Below are 15,916 nucleotides of genomic sequence, written 5' to 3'. Positions count from 1 at the left end.
TTTCCGCCTGCGCTTCTAGCATGCTTCGGATACCCCACGCTGGCGCCTCGGAGCCGCCAGCCACCCAGCCCTGATGGAACGGCCTACCTACGGAGGCACCCATGCTTCAGGTTCTGCTTGTCGGCTACCCAGGCACGCCACCCGAAGCCCACTCAGGCGCTCCTTGATCAATCCCTTACCCTGCCTTTGCTTCCGGGGCCGCCGTATTGCCCTGGCGAACCGTGCAATGCCCGTGCAGACGGGCTCCTGATGAAAACCAACAGGAGGCGATATGGCCCTCACCTTGAAGATCAACGGCGCTGAGCACAGCGTCGACGTCGATCCTGATACGCCGTTGCTGTGGGTGCTGCGTGACGTGCTGGGTATGACCGGCACCAAGTTCGGCTGTGGCATGGCCCTGTGCGGTGCCTGCACCGTGCATATGAATGGTGCGGCGGTGCGCTCCTGCCTGATGCCGGTGAGCAGTATGGCGGGCGCGGAAATCACCACCATCGAAGGTATCGGCGACACCGAAGTAGGCCAGCGTGTGCAGGACGCCTGGCTGGCCCAGGAGGTGGTGCAGTGTGGCTACTGCCAATCGGGGCAGATCATGTCCGCCGCAGCGTTGCTGGCGACCAACCCCAATCCCGGTGACGCGGAAATCGACGCCGCCATGTCCGGCAACATCTGCCGCTGCGGCACCTACCTGCGCATCCGCGAGGCCATCAAGGTAGCGGCTGGGCCGAAGCCGGCCAAAGGGGAGGGCGCAGCATGAACGACATCAGCGCAATCGCCGACCTCGGCCTCAGCCGTCGGGGCTTTCTCAAGGCCAGCGCCGCGGTGGGTGGCGGCCTGCTGATCAGCTTCACCGTGCCGGGCCTGATGGGCGATGCACGGGCCGCAGGGGGTGAATTCAGTCCGAACGCCTACATCCGTATCGATCGCAGCGGCAAGGTGTTCTTCATCATCCAGCCTGTGGAAATGGGCCAGGCCACGTACACCTCGATGCCCGCGCTGATCGCCGAAGAGCTGGAAGTGGCCCTCGACCAGGTGGTGATCGAGCACGCTCCGGCCGACGACAAGCGCTACGCCAACCCGATGCTGGGCTTCCAGGTCACGGGTGGCTCGACATCGGTACCGGCCAACTGGATCCCCTTGCGCCAGGCTGGCGCCACTGCACGCACCCTGCTGGTGACGGCGGCAGCGCAGCAGTGGTCGGTGCCGGTCGAGAGCTGCAAGGCTGAGAACGGCGTCGTGGTGCACGCGGAAAGCGGGCGCAAGCTGGGCTATGGCGAACTGGTGGACGCCGCCGCGAAACTGCCGATGCCGGGCGAGGTTGCCCTGAAGGAGCCAGCCCAGTTCAAGCTGATCGGCACGCCGGCCAAACGCACCGATGGCCCGGACAAGGTCCGGGGAAAGGCCATGTACGGCATCGACGCCCGTCCCGAGGGTGTGAAGGTCGCGGCGCTGACCATCTGCCCCGTCATAGGCGGCACCCTGGCCGAGGTGGACGAAGCGCCGGCCATGGCGGTCAAGGGCGTACACAAGGTGGTGCGGACGAACAATGCGGTCGCGGTGATTGCCGATCACACCGGCGCGGCACGCAAGGGCCTGGCAGCGCTGCAGATCAAGTGGAACGAGGGTGAGAACGCCAAGGTTTCCAGTGCCGATCTGCTGAAGAACATTGCGGAGGCGTCCAAGGCAGAGGGCGTGCAGGCCCGTGCCGAGGGTAATGTGCAGGAGGCGATGAGCAAGGCGGCTAAGAAAGTCGAGGTGACCTACCAGGTGCCGTTCCTCGCCCACGCCTGCATGGAACCGGTCAACTGCACGGCCCACGTGCGCAAGGACCGTTGCGACCTCTGGCTCGGCATCCAGGTGCCGACCCGGGCCAAGACCCTCGCGGCGCAGCTCACCGGATTGCCCGAGGAGTCGGTGCAGGTGCACAACCAATTGCTTGGTGGCGGCTTCGGTCGACGCCTGGAAACCGACTTCGTCGGCCATGCGGTGGAAGTCGCCAAGCAGGTGGATTACCCGGTTAAGGTCATCTACTCCCGCGAGGAAGATACCCGCCACAGTACCTTGCGGCCTTTCCACTACAACCACCTGTCCGCCGGTCTCGACGAGCAGGGCCGGCCGGTGGCCTGGACCCACAAGGTCACCGGGGGTTCGATCCTGGCGCGTTGGGCACCGGCCTTGTTCAAAGATGGCGTTGACCGTGACGCGGTGCGCGACGCCTGCGGGCCCTACGGTTTTCCCAACCTGGCGGTGCACTACGTGCGCCATGAGCCCCCGAAAGGCATTGTCCCCGCCTTCTGGCGCGGCGTGGGGCACACCCAGAACGCCTTCATGGTGGAAGGCTTCATGGATGAGCTGGCGGTGATGAATAAGGCCGATCCGTTCACGTATCGCTACCCGCTGCTGGAGAAACACCCACGGGCGCTGAAGGTGCTGGAAACACTGCGCGAGAAATCCGGCTGGGATTCACCTCTGCCAGCCGGGCACGGCCGTGGCGTCGCGCTGACCTATTGCTTTGGCACCTACGCGGCGCAAGTAGCGGAAGTCAGCGTGGATGCCAGCGGTGCGGTGAAGGTGAACAAGGTCACCGGCGTGGTGGATTGCGGCATTCCGATCAACCCCAACTCGGTGGTGGCGCAGATGCAAAGCGGCACCGTCTTCGGCCTGACGGCTGCGCTATTCGGCAACATCACCTTCAAGGACGGCCGGGTCGAGCAGGGCAACTTCGACAGCTACCGACTGCTGCGTATCAACGAGGTCCCACCCATCGAGACCCACATCATCAACAGCGGCGAGTCCCCCGGTGGCCTGGGCGAAGTGTCCACCGTGATCATCGCCCCGGCGGTGGTGAATGCCATTTACGCCGCGACCGGCAAGCGCTTGCGCAGCCTGCCGATCGACCCGGCGCAATTGAAGCAGGCCTGAGGAGTAGGGCTCACCGATGCCTCTGGATTGGTGAGCCCGTCATCAGACAGGGAAGAGAATGCCCGTGCGCGACGCTGCGTTGCGGATGTGTTCCTGCATCGCTTTCTGTGCCGGACCGCAGGCATGGCGGGCGAGGTGGCGGAGGATCTTGCGGTGCTCCTGCCAGGTTTCCATGGCCCGCTCGGGACGGATGAAGGGGAGCTTCTGACTCTCCAGGAAAATGTCCTGGCTGGCGGTGATGATCTGGAGCATGGCGCGGTTGCCGCTGGCTTCCAGCAAACGTCTGTGAAACTCGAAATCGAGGCGTGCGGCCGCCTCGAAATCGGCGGCACGGAGTTCCTGGCGCATGGCCGCCACATTGGCCTCCAGTTGGTCGATGTCTTCGGCGGTCAGGGAAATGGCGGCCTGGCCGGCGGAGAAGCCTTCCAGCACATAGCGCAGCTGGAAGGTATCCGCGGCCGAAACCTGCTCGGAATAAGGCCAGGAGAACCCCTGGGGCGCTGTGCGCAGGGTCGGAGAAGGCGTCTGTACGAACACGCCCTTGCCGGGCTGCACGCTGATCAGCCCCAGGGCGCTGAGGGAAGAGAGCGCTTCGCGCAGGGACGCGCGGCTGACGCCAAGCTGCTCGGCCAGGTCGCGTTGCGAGGGCAGGGCGTCGCCCGCCTGATAACCCCCATCGCGAATCAGTTTCTGGATGGCCTGCAGGGCAATTTCGGGGACTGCGCGAGGGATGGTGTCGAGCATGCTGTTCAGACCAGTTGGTTCGTCGAATGGACATCTTTTACGGCCGGACAGGTGCACTTTGCAAGCGTTGCTCCGGCCTGGCGCACGGCTGAAAGCCGCTGCACGGAAGGGGTGCACGGGCTCGGTTGACCAAGTGGTCAGCAACTTCAACTGTTCAGACCAGTAAGACCTTGTGCCTGCTGGATTTAACGATTCAGCCAGGTTTCCGAGCGCTTGCTGGCATGGGCTGTGCACTGGGGCCTGACAGGAAAATTGTCCTGCCATCTACCCCGAGGTAAGCCCCATGAGTAAATTCCGGAACCTTCTGCTGGCGACTCTTCTTTGCGGCGGCGCGCTGGCCCAGCCCATCGCCCAGGCGGATGCGCTGAGCGATATCAGCGAGCGCGGCGTACTGAAGGTGGCGGTGCCCCAGGACTTCCCGCCCTTCGGTTCCGTCGGGCCTGACCTCAAGCCGCGCGGCCTGGATATCGACACCGCGCAACTGCTGGCCGACAAGCTGGGAGTGAAGCTGGCGCTGACACCCGTCAACAGCACCAACCGCATTCCGTTCCTCACCACCGGCAAGGTGGACCTGGTGATCTCCAGCCTGGGCAAGAACCCCGAGCGTGAAGCGGTGATCGATTTCTCCACGCCTTACGCGCCTTTCTACCTGGCGGTGTTCGGCCCCGAGGACGTTGCCATCACCGCGCTCGATGCACTCTCGGGCAAGACCATCAGCGTTACCCGGGGTTCGATCGAGGACATGGAGTTGAGCGCCGTGGCACCCAAGGACGCCACCATCAAACGCTTCGAGGACAACAACTCCACCATCGCTGCCTACTTGTCCGGACAGGTTGATCTGATCGCCAGCGGCAGTGTGGTGATGGCGGCCATCGCCGCGAAGAACCCGGCCAAGGTCCCGGTGCTGAAGGTCAAGCTGAAGGACTCTCCGGTTTACATCGGCCTGGCCAAGAACGAGCCGGCGCTGCTGCAGAAGGTCAACGCGATCATCACCGAAGCCAAGGCCGATGGCAGCCTCAATCGCAACGCCGAGAAGTGGCTGAAGCAGCCGCTGCCTGCCGATCTCTGAGCCATTGCTGCCGGGGGGCCATCCATGGCTTATCAATTCGATTTCTTGCCGGTGCTGCAGCAGGGTGACCTGCTGCTCAAGGGCGCAATCTTCACCCTGGAGCTGACTGTCATCGGTACGTTGCTCGGCGTCGCCATCGGTGTGGTCGGGGCCGCGGTGCGGGCCTGGCGCCTGCGACCGTTCGACTGGGTGTTCGGTGCCTATGTGGAGCTGATCCGCAACACGCCTTTCATCGTGCAGTTGTTCTTCATCTTCTTCGGCCTGCCTTCACTGGGCATTCGTCTCAGTGAGTGGCAGGCGGCCGTGTTGGCGATGGTGATCAACCTCGGCGCCTATTCGACGGAGATCATTCGCGCCGGCATCCAGGCGATCCCCAAGGGTCAGCTGGAGGCCGCGGCAGCCCTCGCCATGAGCCGCTTCGAGGCGTTTCGCTATGTGGTCATCCAGCCCGCGCTGGGCAAGGTCTGGCCAGCGCTGTCCAGCCAGATCGTGATCGTGATGCTGGGCTCGGCGGTGTGCTCGCAGATCGCCACGGAGGAACTGTCCTTCGCTGCCAACTTCATCCAGTCGCGCAACTTCCGCGCGTTCGAAACCTACCTGCTGACCACGGTCCTGTACCTGGTCATGGCCATCCTGTTGCGCCAGGTGCTGGCCTGGGCCGGCAACCGCCTGATCATGGGGAGGCGCTGATGGATTTCACCCTTTGGGACATCGTCCGCAACCTGGTCACAGGGTTGCAGTGGACCCTGCTGCTGTCGCTGGTGGCCTTTGTCTGCGGCGGTATCGCTGGCCTGCTGATTCTGTTGGCGCGCATTTCCGGGAATTTCACGTTGCGCACCCTGGCGCGCGGCTACATCGAGTTGTTCCAGGGCACGCCGCTGCTGATGCAGCTGTTCATGGTGTTCTTCGGAATCGCCTTGTTCGGCATAGACGTGTCCGCCTGGGCGGCGGCGGCGGTGGCACTGACGCTGTTCACCAGCGCCTTCCTCGCCGAAATCTGGCGTGGCTGTGTCGAGTCCATTCCGCGTGGCCAGTGGGAGGCGTCCGCAAGCCTGGCCATGAGTCGGCTGGAGCAATTGCGTCATGTGGTGCTGCCCCAGGCGCTGCGCATTGCCATCGCACCGACCGTGGGTTTCTCGGTGCAGGTAGTGAAAGGCACGGCGGTGACCTCCGTCATCGGGTTCACCGAACTGACCAAGACCGGCGGCATGCTCGCCAACGCCACCTTCGAACCCTTCCTGATCTACGGCCTGGTCTCCCTGGGTTATTTCATCCTCTGCTATCCGCTCTCGCTGAGCGCACGTCACCTGGAAAGGAGGCTGCATGTCCCTGCTTAGAGTTTCCGCACTGCACAAGTACTACGGCGACAACCACGTGCTGAAGGGTATCGACCTCAGCATCGAAGAGGGCGAGGTGGTCGCCATCATCGGCCGCAGCGGTTCGGGCAAGAGCACGCTGCTGCGCACGCTCAATGGCCTGGAGTCCATCAACGACGGTGTGATCGAGGTGGACGGCGAATACCTGGATGCCGGCAGGGCGGACCTTCGCTCGCTGCGCCAGAAGGTCGGTATGGTGTTCCAGCAGTTCAATCTCTTTCCCCACCTGACGGTAGGCGAGAACGTGATGCTCGCGCCCCAGGTGGTGAAAAAACTCGGCAAGGCACAGGCACGCGCCCTCGCCGAAGAGATGCTGGCCCGGGTCGGCCTGGCGGAAAAGGTCGACGCCTACCCGGATCGTCTGTCTGGTGGCCAGCAACAGCGGGTGGCGATTGCTCGTGCGCTGGCGATGTCGCCCAAGGTGCTGCTTTGCGACGAGATCACCTCAGCCCTGGACCCGGAATTGGTCAATGAGGTGCTGGGCGTGGTTCGTCAACTGGCCAGCGAAGGCATGACCCTGATCATGGTGACCCACGAAATGCGCTTCGCCCGTGAAGTCGGCGACAAGCTGGTGTTCATGCACCACGGGAAAGTGCATGAGGTGGGTGATCCGCGAACCCTGTTCAGCGCCCCGCAGACGCCGGAGCTGGCCAACTTCATCGGCATGGTGGAGCAGTAGCGCCTCACCCATCCGGCATACCGGCTGCTGCGCCAGCCGGGCTGCTGGCTCATTTGGCTTGATAAAAACTCAATCAAAGGTGGTCTTTATATCGTTTGTCGGGCCTGCGCCCGATGTCGACCATAGCGCCTGTCCAGAGCCGTTCACACGGCTGAAAACAACAGGAGGTCGACATGAACCCGCTGCCATCCCTCTGGGGGGCCGATAGCCCCTCGCGCCTGCTTGGCTCCCGCCATATCGCCACCGGTGAACTGGTGTTCCCGATGCTGCCCAGCCACTCGCCACTGGCCGATCACTACCGAGTCGAGCTGCTGGCCAATGAGGGCAGCCTGTACAGCTTCACCATCATCAACCCGAGCCCGAAGAGTGGCCTGGAGCCTTTCGCCTTGGGTTACCTGGACCTGGAAGGGCCAGTGCGCCTGTTCGGCCGGATCACCGGCAACGAGCGCCCGGTGATCGGTGGCAGCTACCGCGTCATGCCTGATGAAACCTATGGCTATGTGTTCGAATCCGTGGAGACCCGCCCATGAGCCAGATGCATGTAATGGGCGGCGCCATGACCCGCTTCGGCCGCCACCAGGGCGTGATGGCGCCGGAACTGGCGCAGCAGGCGATCGTTAAAGCCGTGGCCGACTCGGGCCTCGCGCTGAAGGACATCCAGGCGATCTACTGCGCCAACGTCCTCGGCGGCATGATCCTCGGCCAGGTGATCCTGCGTGACCTCGGCCTGGACGGGATTCCCGTCTACAACATCGAAAATGCGTGCGCCAGCGGCGCCACTGCGGTGCACCTGGCGCGCCACGCGCTGCTCGCCGGGCAGTACGAGCGGGTGCTGGTGTTCGGTATCGAGCAACTGACCCAACTGGGCGGCGGCACCATCCCGATGCAGCGTAACGACGAAAAGACCGACCTGTTCGCCAAGGCCGGCATGGTGTTGCCAGCGGTGTATGCCATGCGCGCGACCCGCTTCATTCACGAGCGCGGTGCCAGCCCGGCTGACCTGGCCGGTATCGCAGTGAAAAACCGCTATCACGGCTCCTTGAACGAGTACGCCCAGCAGCGCACCGAAGTGACCCTGGAAGAGGTGCTGGGTTCGCGCATGATCGCCGACCCACTGACCCTGCTGCAGTGCTGCCCGTCCCAGGTGGATGGCGCCGCTGCCCTGGTGCTGGGTACCAAGCCCGGCCCCCACGCGAAGGATGTCCGCGTACTGGGTTCGATCGTGGTTTCCGGCCTGCGCGAAGGTGCCCGCGACGACATCCTCGATGCCGAGATCACCGCCCGCGCCGCGCGCCTGGCCTATGAGCAGGCGGGCGTCGACCCGCGTGAGGTGGGCGTGGTTGAGCTGCACGACGCCTTCACCATCGCTGAGCTCCTTTACTACGAGGCCCTGGGTCTGGCGCCGCACGGCGAAGCCGTCGCATTGCTGCATTCCGGAGCTACCCGTCTGGGCGGCCGGGTGCCGGTGAACCCCAGCGGCGGTCTGCTCGCCAAGGGGCACCCGCTGGGCGCTACCGGTGTGGCACAGATGGTCGAGCTGATGTGGCAACTGCAGGGCCGCGCAACAGGCCGTCAGGCGGACAACAAGCCCACCATCGGCGTTGCCCAGTGCACCGGTGGCGGCATCGCCGGCGTCGACCACGCCGCGTCTTCCGTTCACGTACTGGGAGTGTGAGATGAGCGCACAACGCTTCCATGAAGGGCAGGTGGCGGCCGTGACCGGCGCCGCCCGCGGCATAGGCCTCGGTATCGCCACGCGCCTGGCGCGCCAGGGCGTGACCGTCTACCTGCTGGACCGCGATGAGGCTGTGCTGACCGAAGTGGTCGCTCAGTTGCGCAGCGAGGGCATGAACGTCCATGGCCTGGCCCTGGACCTCACCGAGGGTGCTGCGGTGGAGCGCGCTTTCGGCCGTATCGCCGAAGCCGGCGCCGGCCTGGACTTCCTCGTGAACAATGCCGGCGTGGTCCGCGACAAGCGCTTCCTGAAGATGACCGAGGACGACTGGGACCTGGTGGTGGATACCAACCTGCGGGCGCAGTTCCTTTGCTGCAAGGCAGCGCTGCCGCTGATGCTGGAGCGCAGCTTCGGACGCATCGTCAACCTGTCGTCGCGCGCCTGGCTGGGCGGTTTCGGCCAGGCCAACTACTCCGCCGCCAAGGGCGGGGTGGTGAGCCTGACCCGCAGCCTGGCCATCGAGTTCGCGGCCAAGGGCATCACGGTCAACACCATTGCTCCCGGCATCGTCGACACACCGCTGTTCCAGGCCTTCGAGCCCGAGGTGCAGGCGCGCCTGAAGGACACGGTACCGGTCAAACGCATCGGCACGCCGGAGGATATCGCCAATGCCGTGGAGTTCTTCCTCGACCCCGCAAGTGCCTACATCACCGGACAGACCCTCTATGTCTGCGGCGGGCGCAGCCTGTCGTCGGCCAGCGTCTGAGGAGACCGCCATGCCTGTACATCTGCAGATCCAGGGCGCGGTGGGGTTGATCAGCCTCGACCGCCCGGACGCCCTCAACGCGCTGGATATCGAATCCCTGCGCACCCTGCGTGCGCACCTGGCGGAAGTCCGTGACCGCCGTGAAATTCGTGCGGCGATTCTCGCCGGCTCCGGTGAGCGCGCCTTCTGCGTCGGCGCCGACCTGAAGAGCACGCGGGCGTCCAACGCGTCCTATGCCGAGGCGCTGTTTCTCGATAAGGAGCCGGCGGCCGATGCTGGCGTGTACATCCGCTTGATGGACCTGGCCGACCTCGACCTGCGCAAGCCGCTGATCGCCGCCATTAATGGGCACTGCCTTGGCGGAGGCCTGGAACTGGCGCTGCAATGCGACCTGCGCATCGCCTCCGCCAACGCCAGTTTCGGCCTGCCTGAAGCGGTGGTGGGGTCGATTCCAGCGGTGTCCGGTCTGCATCGTCTGCTCAAGGCCGTGCCGCCGGCCCATGCCATGCAGATGGCACTGACCGGCCAGCGCATCGAGGCCGCCCAGGCGTTGGCCATCGGTCTGGTGTCCGAGGTTTCGGCAAGTCCGGCAGCACTGCTGGAACGGGCCTTCGCCCTGGCCGAGCGCATCGCCGCCCAGGCGCCTCTGGCGGTTCAGGCGCTGCAATCCCTGGCGCGGCAGACGGCGCACCTGTCCGATGCCGACGCCCAGCGTCTCACCGAGCTGTACTGGGGCGTGCTGCGGGATACCGAGGACCGCCTGGAAGGGCGCACGGCGTTCGCCGAGAAGCGCGCACCTCAGTACAAGGGCCGTTAGGCCCGGGGAGAGCCTTCATGCAACTGAGCAATCCGTTCTTGCAGAGCCTCGGTGTCGAACTGGTCCACTGGGCCGTTGGCGAGGCCGAGTTCCACATGCCCATCGAGGCGCGTCACCTGAACCGCCAGGGCATGTTGCACGGCGGGCTGATCGCCACCTTGCTGGATGCCGCCTGTGGCTACGCGGGCCTGCACTCCGCCGAGGGCGAGGAAGAGGTCCACGGCGTCACGGTGATGCTGAACATTGCCTACCTGAAAGCGGCCCGCTCCGACCGTGTGATCGCCCGGGGCAAGGTCAGCCGCAGTGGCCGCAGTCTCTACTTCGCCGAGGCATACCTGGTGGACGAAGAGGGCGAGGTGCTCGCCACGGCCCAGGGCACCTTCAAGCAGGGAGACCGCCGTCATGCTGCGTAATGCCTTGCAAGGCCTGACGGTGCTGGACTTCACCCAGATCGCCGCCGGCCCCACCTGCACCATGCTGCTCGCCGACATGGGCGCGCGGGTGATCAAGATCGAACCGCCGGAAGGCGACCTCGGCCGCACGTTGGGGCCGGCCTGGGTGGGGGATTCCAGTGCCCTCTACCACGGCTTCAACCGGGGCAAGCAAGGCCTCTGCCTCGACCTGAAGAACCCCCAGGGATTGGCCGTCGCCATGCGCCTGGTGGCTGAAGCGGATGTGGTGATCGAGAGCATGCGCCCCGGTGTGATGGCGCGGCTCGGGTTGGGGTTCGAAGCGCTGTCGGCGCTCGATCCAACGTTGATCTACTGCTCCATTTCTGCTTATGGCCAGCAGGGGCCCTATGCGGACCGTGCCGGCGTGGATGGCATCCTTCAGGCGGACTCGGGGCTCATGAGCCTGATCGGTATTCCCGGCGCGCCGCCCTGCAAGGTGCAGGCGCCCGTGGTGGATGTGGTCACCGGCTATATGGCCTGCATGGCCATCCTCGCCAAGCTGCAGGCTCGACACCAGGACGGGCAGGGCGGGCACCTGGATGTGAGCCTGATGAACTCCGCCCTGGCGTTGCAGCAGTCCTCCATCAGCAGCTACCTGCGTGACGGCGAGCTGCCCACCCCCATCGGCAGCGCCGCGCCTTACTCGGCACCCAACGAAGCCTTCAAGACCGCGGACGGCTGGATGATGGTCGCCGCCTACAACGGCAACCGCTGGGAGCGGCTGTGCACGGTGCTCGGTCACCCGGAATGGGCCACCGATCCACGCTTCCTCAGCTCCGCCCAACGCGTCATGCACCGGGCCGAAATGCAGGACGCGCTCAATGGCGTGTTCCGCACCCAGGACACCGGATACTGGCTGGAGCGCCTGCGTGCGGCGGACATCCTTTGCGCCAAGGTGGCCGACTACAGCGACCTGCTGAACCATCCTCAGCTGGCACAGAACGGCATGCTCGCCACCATTGAGCATCCCAGGCACGGCGTGCTGCGGGTGCCCGGCTTCCCGGTGAACAGCGCCGAAGCCGCCAAGCAGCCCTACAGGCCAGCGCCGGACAAGGGCGAGCACTCTCGCGAGCTGCTGGTCGAGATGGGCTTCAGCGAGCTGGAAGTAGCACAGATGCTCGAGGCCGGAGCGGTGGTCAACGCGTAGGGTGGAAATCGCGCCTCATTTCCACCATTCGGGGCCAGGGTGAGCCTCGATGGTGGATCGATGGAGTGTGATCCACTCGGCTGCGCTCAGCGCCAATCTATGAAGGGCCATGCCGTGTCTGGCGCGCCTGTTCCAGCAGCCATTGGCGGAAGATGCTCATGTCCTCGCTCTCCGCCCGGTGCCTGGGGGTGAGCAGGTAATAGGTGTAGGCGCCCATGTCCACGGTCTGCGGGAACGGGCGCACCAAGATGCCTTCACGCAACTCCTTTTCCACCAGGAACAACTGGGCGATGGCGATGCCCTGCCCGCCGGAAGCTGCCGCATAGGCCATGGACGAACTCTGGTAGGTCATGCCGGCGCGGGCGTCCACGGCGCTGCCCACGCCTGCGGCCTGCAGCCAATGGCTCCAGTCGTCCGGCCGGGCGATGGAGTGCAGCATGGTGTACTCGGCCACGTCCGCCGGCTCGTGCAGGCCCGGTCCGATATCGAGCAGGCTGGGGCTGCACACGGGGGCCAACACGTTGTCGCTGAGCACGTAGCAGTTGCAGTTGGGCCAGTCTCCCGAGCCGAGGCGGATCGCTGCGTCCAGGTCATCCTTCTGAAAGTCCACCGGGTCCAGCGAGGCGGTCAGCAGCACCTCGATCTTGGGGTTCTCCTGATGGAAGCTGGCCAGTCGCGGAATCAGCCATTGCATGGCGAAGGTGGTGTAGGCGCGTACCTTGATCTGCCGGCGCTTGGCGGGGCGCTTGAGCTTGCGGGTGGCGCTGCGAAGTTCTTCGATGATGCGTGCCACTGCCTTGAAGTACTGCTCGCCGGCCGGGGTGAGGGTGATCTGCCGGTGCCCGCGGAGGAACAGCGGCTGTTCCATGTAGTCCTCCAGGGCGCGGATCTGCCGGGAGACAGCCCCTGGCGTGACGTTCAGTTCATCAGCGGCGAGGGTGATGCTGAGGTGCCGGGCAACGGCTTCGAAAGCCCTTACGGCGTTGAGCGGCGGCAGTCTGTCCATCATCGGTTCTTCTTCTTGGACGCGTGGAATTGCGCGGAATCTTACTCTAGTTCTGGTTGAGTAAATCTCAAGCGAAAGCCCTGTTTTAATCGTTTGTCGCGGCCTCTGGCGGGTTCCTAGGATCGGCTCCGGACGTATCACAACAACAAGAGAGAGCCGCTCCATGACCACTCCCAACCGGGCCTGTTGCTTTGGCCCGCACACGCTGTTTGCGCTCTTCGGCCTGACCTGCGGTGCCAGCGGTACGGCCAGTGCCGATTTCGTCGATGACTCCAGGGCCAGCCTGGAAATGCGTAACTTCTACTTCAACCGCGATTTCCGCCAGGACGGCGCTGCACAGAGCAAGGCCGAGGAGTGGGCCCAGGGTTTTCTGCTGCGTTACGAGTCGGGTTTTACCGATGGGCCGATCGGCGTCGGCGTCGATGCCCTTGGCCTGCTCGGGGTGAAGCTGGATTCCAGCCCGGATCGCACCGGAACGGGCCTGCTGCAATCGGATCGAGAGAAGCCCAATCGTGCCCAGGATGAGTACGGCGAACTGGGGCTCACTGCCAAGCTGCGAGCCTCCAGCAGCCTGCTGAAGATCGGCACCCTGCAGCCCAAGCTGCCCGTTGCCCTGTCCAACGACAGTCGGCTGCTGCCGCAGACCTTTCGCGGTGCCTGGCTCAGCAGTGCCGAGGTGAAAGACCTGACCCTGGACCTGGGGCGCTTCGACCGGGTGAACCTGCGCAACTCTTCGGATAACGAGGCAATGCAGGTGTTTAACGGTGGGGCGCGCAACATCGTTCTGGGCCGCAACAAGACCAGCGATGCGCTGGACTTCGCCGGTGCCAGCTACACGTGGACGCCGGCCCTGACCACCGCGTACCACTACGGCGGACTGGACGGAATCTACCGCCAGCACTACCTCACCCTGGGCCACAGCCTGGACCTGGGCGATGCCGGCTCCATCAAGTCCGACCTGCGCTGGGCGCGGAGCCTCGACGATGGCGGCAGCAATGTCGATAACCGCGCACTGGGGGCGATGTTCACCTACAAGCGCGGCCCCCATGCCCTCGGAATCGGCTACCAGCGCATGGCCGGCGATACCGGCTTCGCCTATGTCAGCGGGGCGGATGGCTACCTGGTGAACCTGGTGCAGATCAACGACTTCGGCAATGCGGACGAACGCTCCTGGCAGGCGCGCTACGACCTCGATTTCGCCGCGCTGGGCATTCCCGGCCTGACCTTCATGACGCGCTACCTGTCGGGCGACAACGTGCAAGTCACGGGCCGGGCGGAGGAAGGCGAGGAGTGGGAGCGGGATACCGACATCGCGTATGTGGTGCCGGACGGGCCACTGAAGAATCTCGGCATCAAATGGCGCAATGCGAGCGTGCGCAGCAACTTCGGTCCCGATATCGATGAGAACCGCTTGATCGTCACCTACACCCTGCCGCTTTGGTAATCCGTATCAGCGCAAAGCAACCGGCCCCAGAAGGGGCCGGTTTGTTGCGTTTTGAAAGGGGAAGAGCGTCGCTCTCAATCCGAGGCCGTAATTGGATGGGTGGAGCTTGCGATACCCATCGATACGAGGTGCTGGGTATCATTGCGCTCCAGCGGGACGCCGCCTGCCACATCCTGCATGGGCAATCCCTGGCGCGGGGTCAGAGGCGGATGATCACCGACTTCAGCTGGGTGTAGTGGGAGAGGGCGTCGATGCCTTGCTCGCGACCGTAGCCGCTCTGCTTGAAGCCACCGCACGGCGTCTGGACGAAGCCGCCGCTGTACTCGTTGACCACAATGCGCCCGGCTTCCAGGCCGGCGGCCACGCGGTGCACGCGGCCGATATCACGGCTCCAAATGCCGGCTCCCAGGCCGAACTCGCTGTCGTTGGCGATGCGTAGGGCATCGGCTTCGTCCTTGAAGGGAATGACGCAGAGGATGGGGCCGAAGATCTCTTCCCGGGCCAGGGTCATGTCATTGGTGACGCCGGTGTAGACGGTGGGTTCGATGTACCAGCCATTGCCGAGATGCTCGCCGCTGGCCACCTTGCCGCCGATGGCCGGTTTGAGGCCTTCGCGCTCGGCGATCACGAAGTAACTCTGGATCTTCTCGAACTGTGCCTGGGTGGTGATGGGGCCGGAGGTGGAGTCGAAGTCCGGGCCGACGCGCAAGGCTGCGACCTCGGCCACCAGCTTCTCGACGAAGCGGTCGTGGACGTTCTCCTGCACCAGCAGACGGGTGCCTGCGCAGCACCACTGACCGCTGTTCCAAGTGAAGGCCGCGGTCGCGCCCTTGGCGGCGGCGTCGAGGTCGGCGTCATCGAAGACGATATTGGCCGACTTGCCGCCCAGCTCCAGGGTCAGCGGCAGGATGCGCTCGGCAGCGATGCGGCCCAGTTCCTGACCCGCGGTAATGCCACCGGTGAAGGAAATCTTGCGCATCAGCGGATGGCGCGCCATCACCGGGCCGATGACGCTGCCCTTGCCGACGATCACGTTGAACACACCGGCAGGCAGGCCGGCTTCTTCAACGGCAATGCGGGCCAGTTCCACCAGCGAGGCGGAGGTGTGCTCGGAAGGTTTGGCAACGACCGTGTTGCCGGTGGCCAGGGCCGGTGCGATGGCGCGGGCGGCCTGATGCAGCGGGGCATTCCAGGGCAGGATGGCGCCGATCACGCCGAAGGGATCGCGGCGGGTGTAGACGTGGTAGTTGGGGCCCTGGTTGATCACTTCGCCGTCCATCACGTTGACCAGGCCGGCGTAGAACTCGAAGTACTGGGCGGTGAGGTCCATCAGCGTGGCCATCTCGCGGCCGGGCTTGCCGGTTTCGGCGCTTTCCAGCTTGCCCAGGCGGTCTTCGCTGCGGCGCACGATACGCGCCAGCTCCACCAGGATGCGGCCACGCTCGGAAGGCCGCATGTCACGCCAGGCCGGCAGGGCGTCCTGGGCGGACTGGATGGCGAACTCCACTTCCTGCGGGCCGCTGTTGGCGACCTCGCCGAGCTTTTCGCCGGTGCGCGGGTCGAACTTGTCGACATAGCGGCCTTCGACAGGCGCCAGGCTGCGTCCGCCGATGTAGCTCTCAACTTTCAAGAACATGCTTCGAGACTCCTCAATTCAAGGCCCGGATCATGATCGGGTGCCATTCTTGTTCGTCGACCCGGGCGCAGGGGCAGGTTCGGCCTTCGGCTGTGTGCCTTCAAAGGAATTTTCAGCCATCAAGACTTGAGAAAACCTCAAGCGTCAGATTGCCTGGAGCGCAGGCTTTGCCTGGGCTTTCGCTTG

General features: G+C 64.8%; 16 protein-coding genes. 13 read left to right on the top strand and 3 right to left on the bottom strand.

The window, feature by feature from the left end:
* Positions 1-271 precede the first annotated feature (271 nt).
* A complete protein-coding gene (locus AAHM40_RS21875; protein ID WP_342246529.1) occupies positions 272-754 on the top strand; it encodes a (2Fe-2S)-binding protein in 483 nt (160 codons plus the stop codon).
* A complete protein-coding gene (locus AAHM40_RS21870) occupies positions 751-2,919 on the top strand; it encodes a xanthine dehydrogenase family protein molybdopterin-binding subunit (protein ID WP_342246528.1) in 2,169 nt (722 codons plus the stop codon). The genes AAHM40_RS21875 and AAHM40_RS21870 overlap by 4 nt, the downstream gene beginning before the upstream one ends.
* A gap of 42 nt (positions 2,920-2,961) precedes the next feature.
* On the opposite strand, the gene AAHM40_RS21865 is transcribed toward AAHM40_RS21870, so the two are convergent.
* Positions 2,962-3,663 carry a FadR/GntR family transcriptional regulator gene (locus AAHM40_RS21865; RefSeq protein WP_342246527.1) on the bottom strand — a complete coding sequence of 234 codons (702 nt, stop codon included), beginning with the start codon at positions 3,661-3,663 and terminating at the stop codon, positions 2,962-2,964.
* 283 nt (positions 3,664-3,946) lie between these two features.
* Between AAHM40_RS21865 and AAHM40_RS21860 the strand changes: the two genes are divergently transcribed.
* The 10 genes from AAHM40_RS21860 to AAHM40_RS21815 all read left to right on the top strand — a co-directional run bounded on the left by AAHM40_RS21860 (position 3,947) and on the right by AAHM40_RS21815 (position 11,644).
* Positions 3,947-4,732, top strand: coding sequence for a transporter substrate-binding domain-containing protein (locus AAHM40_RS21860; RefSeq protein ID WP_342246526.1), 786 nt, complete (start codon positions 3,947-3,949; stop codon positions 4,730-4,732).
* A gap of 24 nt (positions 4,733-4,756) precedes the next feature.
* Positions 4,757-5,422, top strand: a complete 666-nt coding sequence (locus tag AAHM40_RS21855) for an amino acid ABC transporter permease (protein ID WP_342246525.1) — start codon at positions 4,757-4,759, stop codon at positions 5,420-5,422.
* A complete protein-coding gene (locus AAHM40_RS21850; protein ID WP_342246545.1) occupies positions 5,419-6,069 on the top strand; it encodes an amino acid ABC transporter permease in 651 nt (216 codons plus the stop codon). Before AAHM40_RS21855 ends, AAHM40_RS21850 begins: the two co-directional genes overlap by 4 nt.
* Positions 6,056-6,787: an amino acid ABC transporter ATP-binding protein gene (locus AAHM40_RS21845; RefSeq protein ID WP_342246524.1), complete on the top strand. Its 732-nt coding sequence runs from the start codon at positions 6,056-6,058 to the stop codon at positions 6,785-6,787. The genes AAHM40_RS21850 and AAHM40_RS21845 overlap by 14 nt, the downstream gene beginning before the upstream one ends.
* 173 nt (positions 6,788-6,960) lie before the next feature.
* Positions 6,961-7,317 (top strand): OB-fold domain-containing protein, encoded by a 357-nt coding sequence (locus tag AAHM40_RS21840; RefSeq protein ID WP_342246523.1) that lies wholly within the window; start codon positions 6,961-6,963, stop codon positions 7,315-7,317.
* Positions 7,314-8,462, top strand: coding sequence for a thiolase family protein (locus tag AAHM40_RS21835; protein WP_342246522.1), 1,149 nt, complete (start codon positions 7,314-7,316; stop codon positions 8,460-8,462). The genes AAHM40_RS21840 and AAHM40_RS21835 overlap by 4 nt, the downstream gene beginning before the upstream one ends.
* A gap of 1 nt (position 8,463) precedes the next feature.
* The gene (locus tag AAHM40_RS21830; RefSeq protein WP_342246521.1) at positions 8,464-9,228 is read left to right on the top strand and encodes an SDR family NAD(P)-dependent oxidoreductase; all 765 of its coding nucleotides are present in this window, start codon (positions 8,464-8,466) and stop codon (positions 9,226-9,228) included.
* Between the two features lie 10 nt (positions 9,229-9,238).
* On the top strand, positions 9,239-10,045 hold the full coding sequence (locus AAHM40_RS21825) for an enoyl-CoA hydratase/isomerase family protein (RefSeq protein ID WP_342246520.1): 807 nt from the start codon (positions 9,239-9,241) through the stop codon (positions 10,043-10,045).
* A 17-nt stretch (positions 10,046-10,062) separates the two neighbouring features.
* Positions 10,063-10,458, top strand: a complete 396-nt coding sequence (locus AAHM40_RS21820) for a PaaI family thioesterase (RefSeq protein WP_342246519.1) — start codon at positions 10,063-10,065, stop codon at positions 10,456-10,458.
* Positions 10,448-11,644 (top strand): CaiB/BaiF CoA transferase family protein, encoded by a 1,197-nt coding sequence (locus AAHM40_RS21815; protein ID WP_342246518.1) that lies wholly within the window; start codon positions 10,448-10,450, stop codon positions 11,642-11,644. Before AAHM40_RS21820 ends, AAHM40_RS21815 begins: the two co-directional genes overlap by 11 nt.
* A 97-nt stretch (positions 11,645-11,741) precedes the next feature.
* On the opposite strand, the gene gcvA is transcribed toward AAHM40_RS21815, so the two are convergent.
* A complete protein-coding gene (gene gcvA / locus AAHM40_RS21810) occupies positions 11,742-12,653 on the bottom strand; it encodes a transcriptional regulator GcvA (RefSeq protein WP_342246517.1) in 912 nt (303 codons plus the stop codon).
* A 160-nt stretch (positions 12,654-12,813) separates the two neighbouring features.
* On the opposite strand from gcvA, the gene AAHM40_RS21805 reads away from it, so the two are divergent.
* Positions 12,814-14,094, top strand: a complete 1,281-nt coding sequence (locus AAHM40_RS21805) for an OprD family porin (protein ID WP_342246516.1) — start codon at positions 12,814-12,816, stop codon at positions 14,092-14,094.
* A gap of 199 nt (positions 14,095-14,293) precedes the next feature.
* Here the strand turns inward: AAHM40_RS21805 and AAHM40_RS21800 are convergent, their stop codons facing one another.
* Positions 14,294-15,730 carry an aldehyde dehydrogenase family protein gene (locus AAHM40_RS21800; RefSeq protein WP_342246515.1) on the bottom strand — a complete coding sequence of 479 codons (1,437 nt, stop codon included), beginning with the start codon at positions 15,728-15,730 and terminating at the stop codon, positions 14,294-14,296.
* Positions 15,731-15,916: the final 186 nt, after the last annotated feature.

The organism is Pseudomonas sp. OTU5201 (assembly GCF_038440135.1).
GTDB classification, from domain to species: domain Bacteria; phylum Pseudomonadota; class Gammaproteobacteria; order Pseudomonadales; family Pseudomonadaceae; genus Metapseudomonas; species Metapseudomonas resinovorans.
This window is presented reverse-complemented; position numbering and strand designations above follow the sequence as displayed.

Excerpts from the sequence above, each read along its gene's own strand:
- AAHM40_RS21840 (WP_342246523.1), top strand. The coding sequence starts at position 6,961 with ATGAACCCGCTGCCATCCCTCTGGGGGGCCGATAGCCCCTCGCGCCTG.
- AAHM40_RS21855 (WP_342246525.1), top strand. The coding sequence starts at position 4,757 with ATGGCTTATCAATTCGATTTCTTGCCGGTGCTGCAGCAGGGTGACCTG.
- AAHM40_RS21865 (WP_342246527.1), bottom strand. The coding sequence starts at position 3,663 with ATGCTCGACACCATCCCTCGCGCAGTCCCCGAAATTGCCCTGCAGGCC.
- AAHM40_RS21800 (WP_342246515.1), bottom strand. The coding sequence starts at position 15,730 with ATGTTCTTGAAAGTTGAGAGCTACATCGGCGGACGCAGCCTGGCGCCT.
- AAHM40_RS21835 (WP_342246522.1), top strand. The coding sequence starts at position 7,314 with ATGAGCCAGATGCATGTAATGGGCGGCGCCATGACCCGCTTCGGCCGC.
- AAHM40_RS21815 (WP_342246518.1), top strand. The coding sequence starts at position 10,448 with ATGCTGCGTAATGCCTTGCAAGGCCTGACGGTGCTGGACTTCACCCAG.
- AAHM40_RS21875 (WP_342246529.1), top strand. The coding sequence starts at position 272 with ATGGCCCTCACCTTGAAGATCAACGGCGCTGAGCACAGCGTCGACGTC.
- AAHM40_RS21805 (WP_342246516.1), top strand. The coding sequence starts at position 12,814 with ATGACCACTCCCAACCGGGCCTGTTGCTTTGGCCCGCACACGCTGTTT.
- AAHM40_RS21860 (WP_342246526.1), top strand. The coding sequence starts at position 3,947 with ATGAGTAAATTCCGGAACCTTCTGCTGGCGACTCTTCTTTGCGGCGGC.
- AAHM40_RS21820 (WP_342246519.1), top strand. The coding sequence starts at position 10,063 with ATGCAACTGAGCAATCCGTTCTTGCAGAGCCTCGGTGTCGAACTGGTC.
- AAHM40_RS21870 (WP_342246528.1), top strand. The coding sequence starts at position 751 with ATGAACGACATCAGCGCAATCGCCGACCTCGGCCTCAGCCGTCGGGGC.
- AAHM40_RS21830 (WP_342246521.1), top strand. The coding sequence starts at position 8,464 with ATGAGCGCACAACGCTTCCATGAAGGGCAGGTGGCGGCCGTGACCGGC.
- AAHM40_RS21825 (WP_342246520.1), top strand. The coding sequence starts at position 9,239 with ATGCCTGTACATCTGCAGATCCAGGGCGCGGTGGGGTTGATCAGCCTC.
- gcvA (WP_342246517.1), bottom strand. The coding sequence starts at position 12,653 with ATGATGGACAGACTGCCGCCGCTCAACGCCGTAAGGGCTTTCGAAGCC.
- AAHM40_RS21845 (WP_342246524.1), top strand. The coding sequence starts at position 6,056 with ATGTCCCTGCTTAGAGTTTCCGCACTGCACAAGTACTACGGCGACAAC.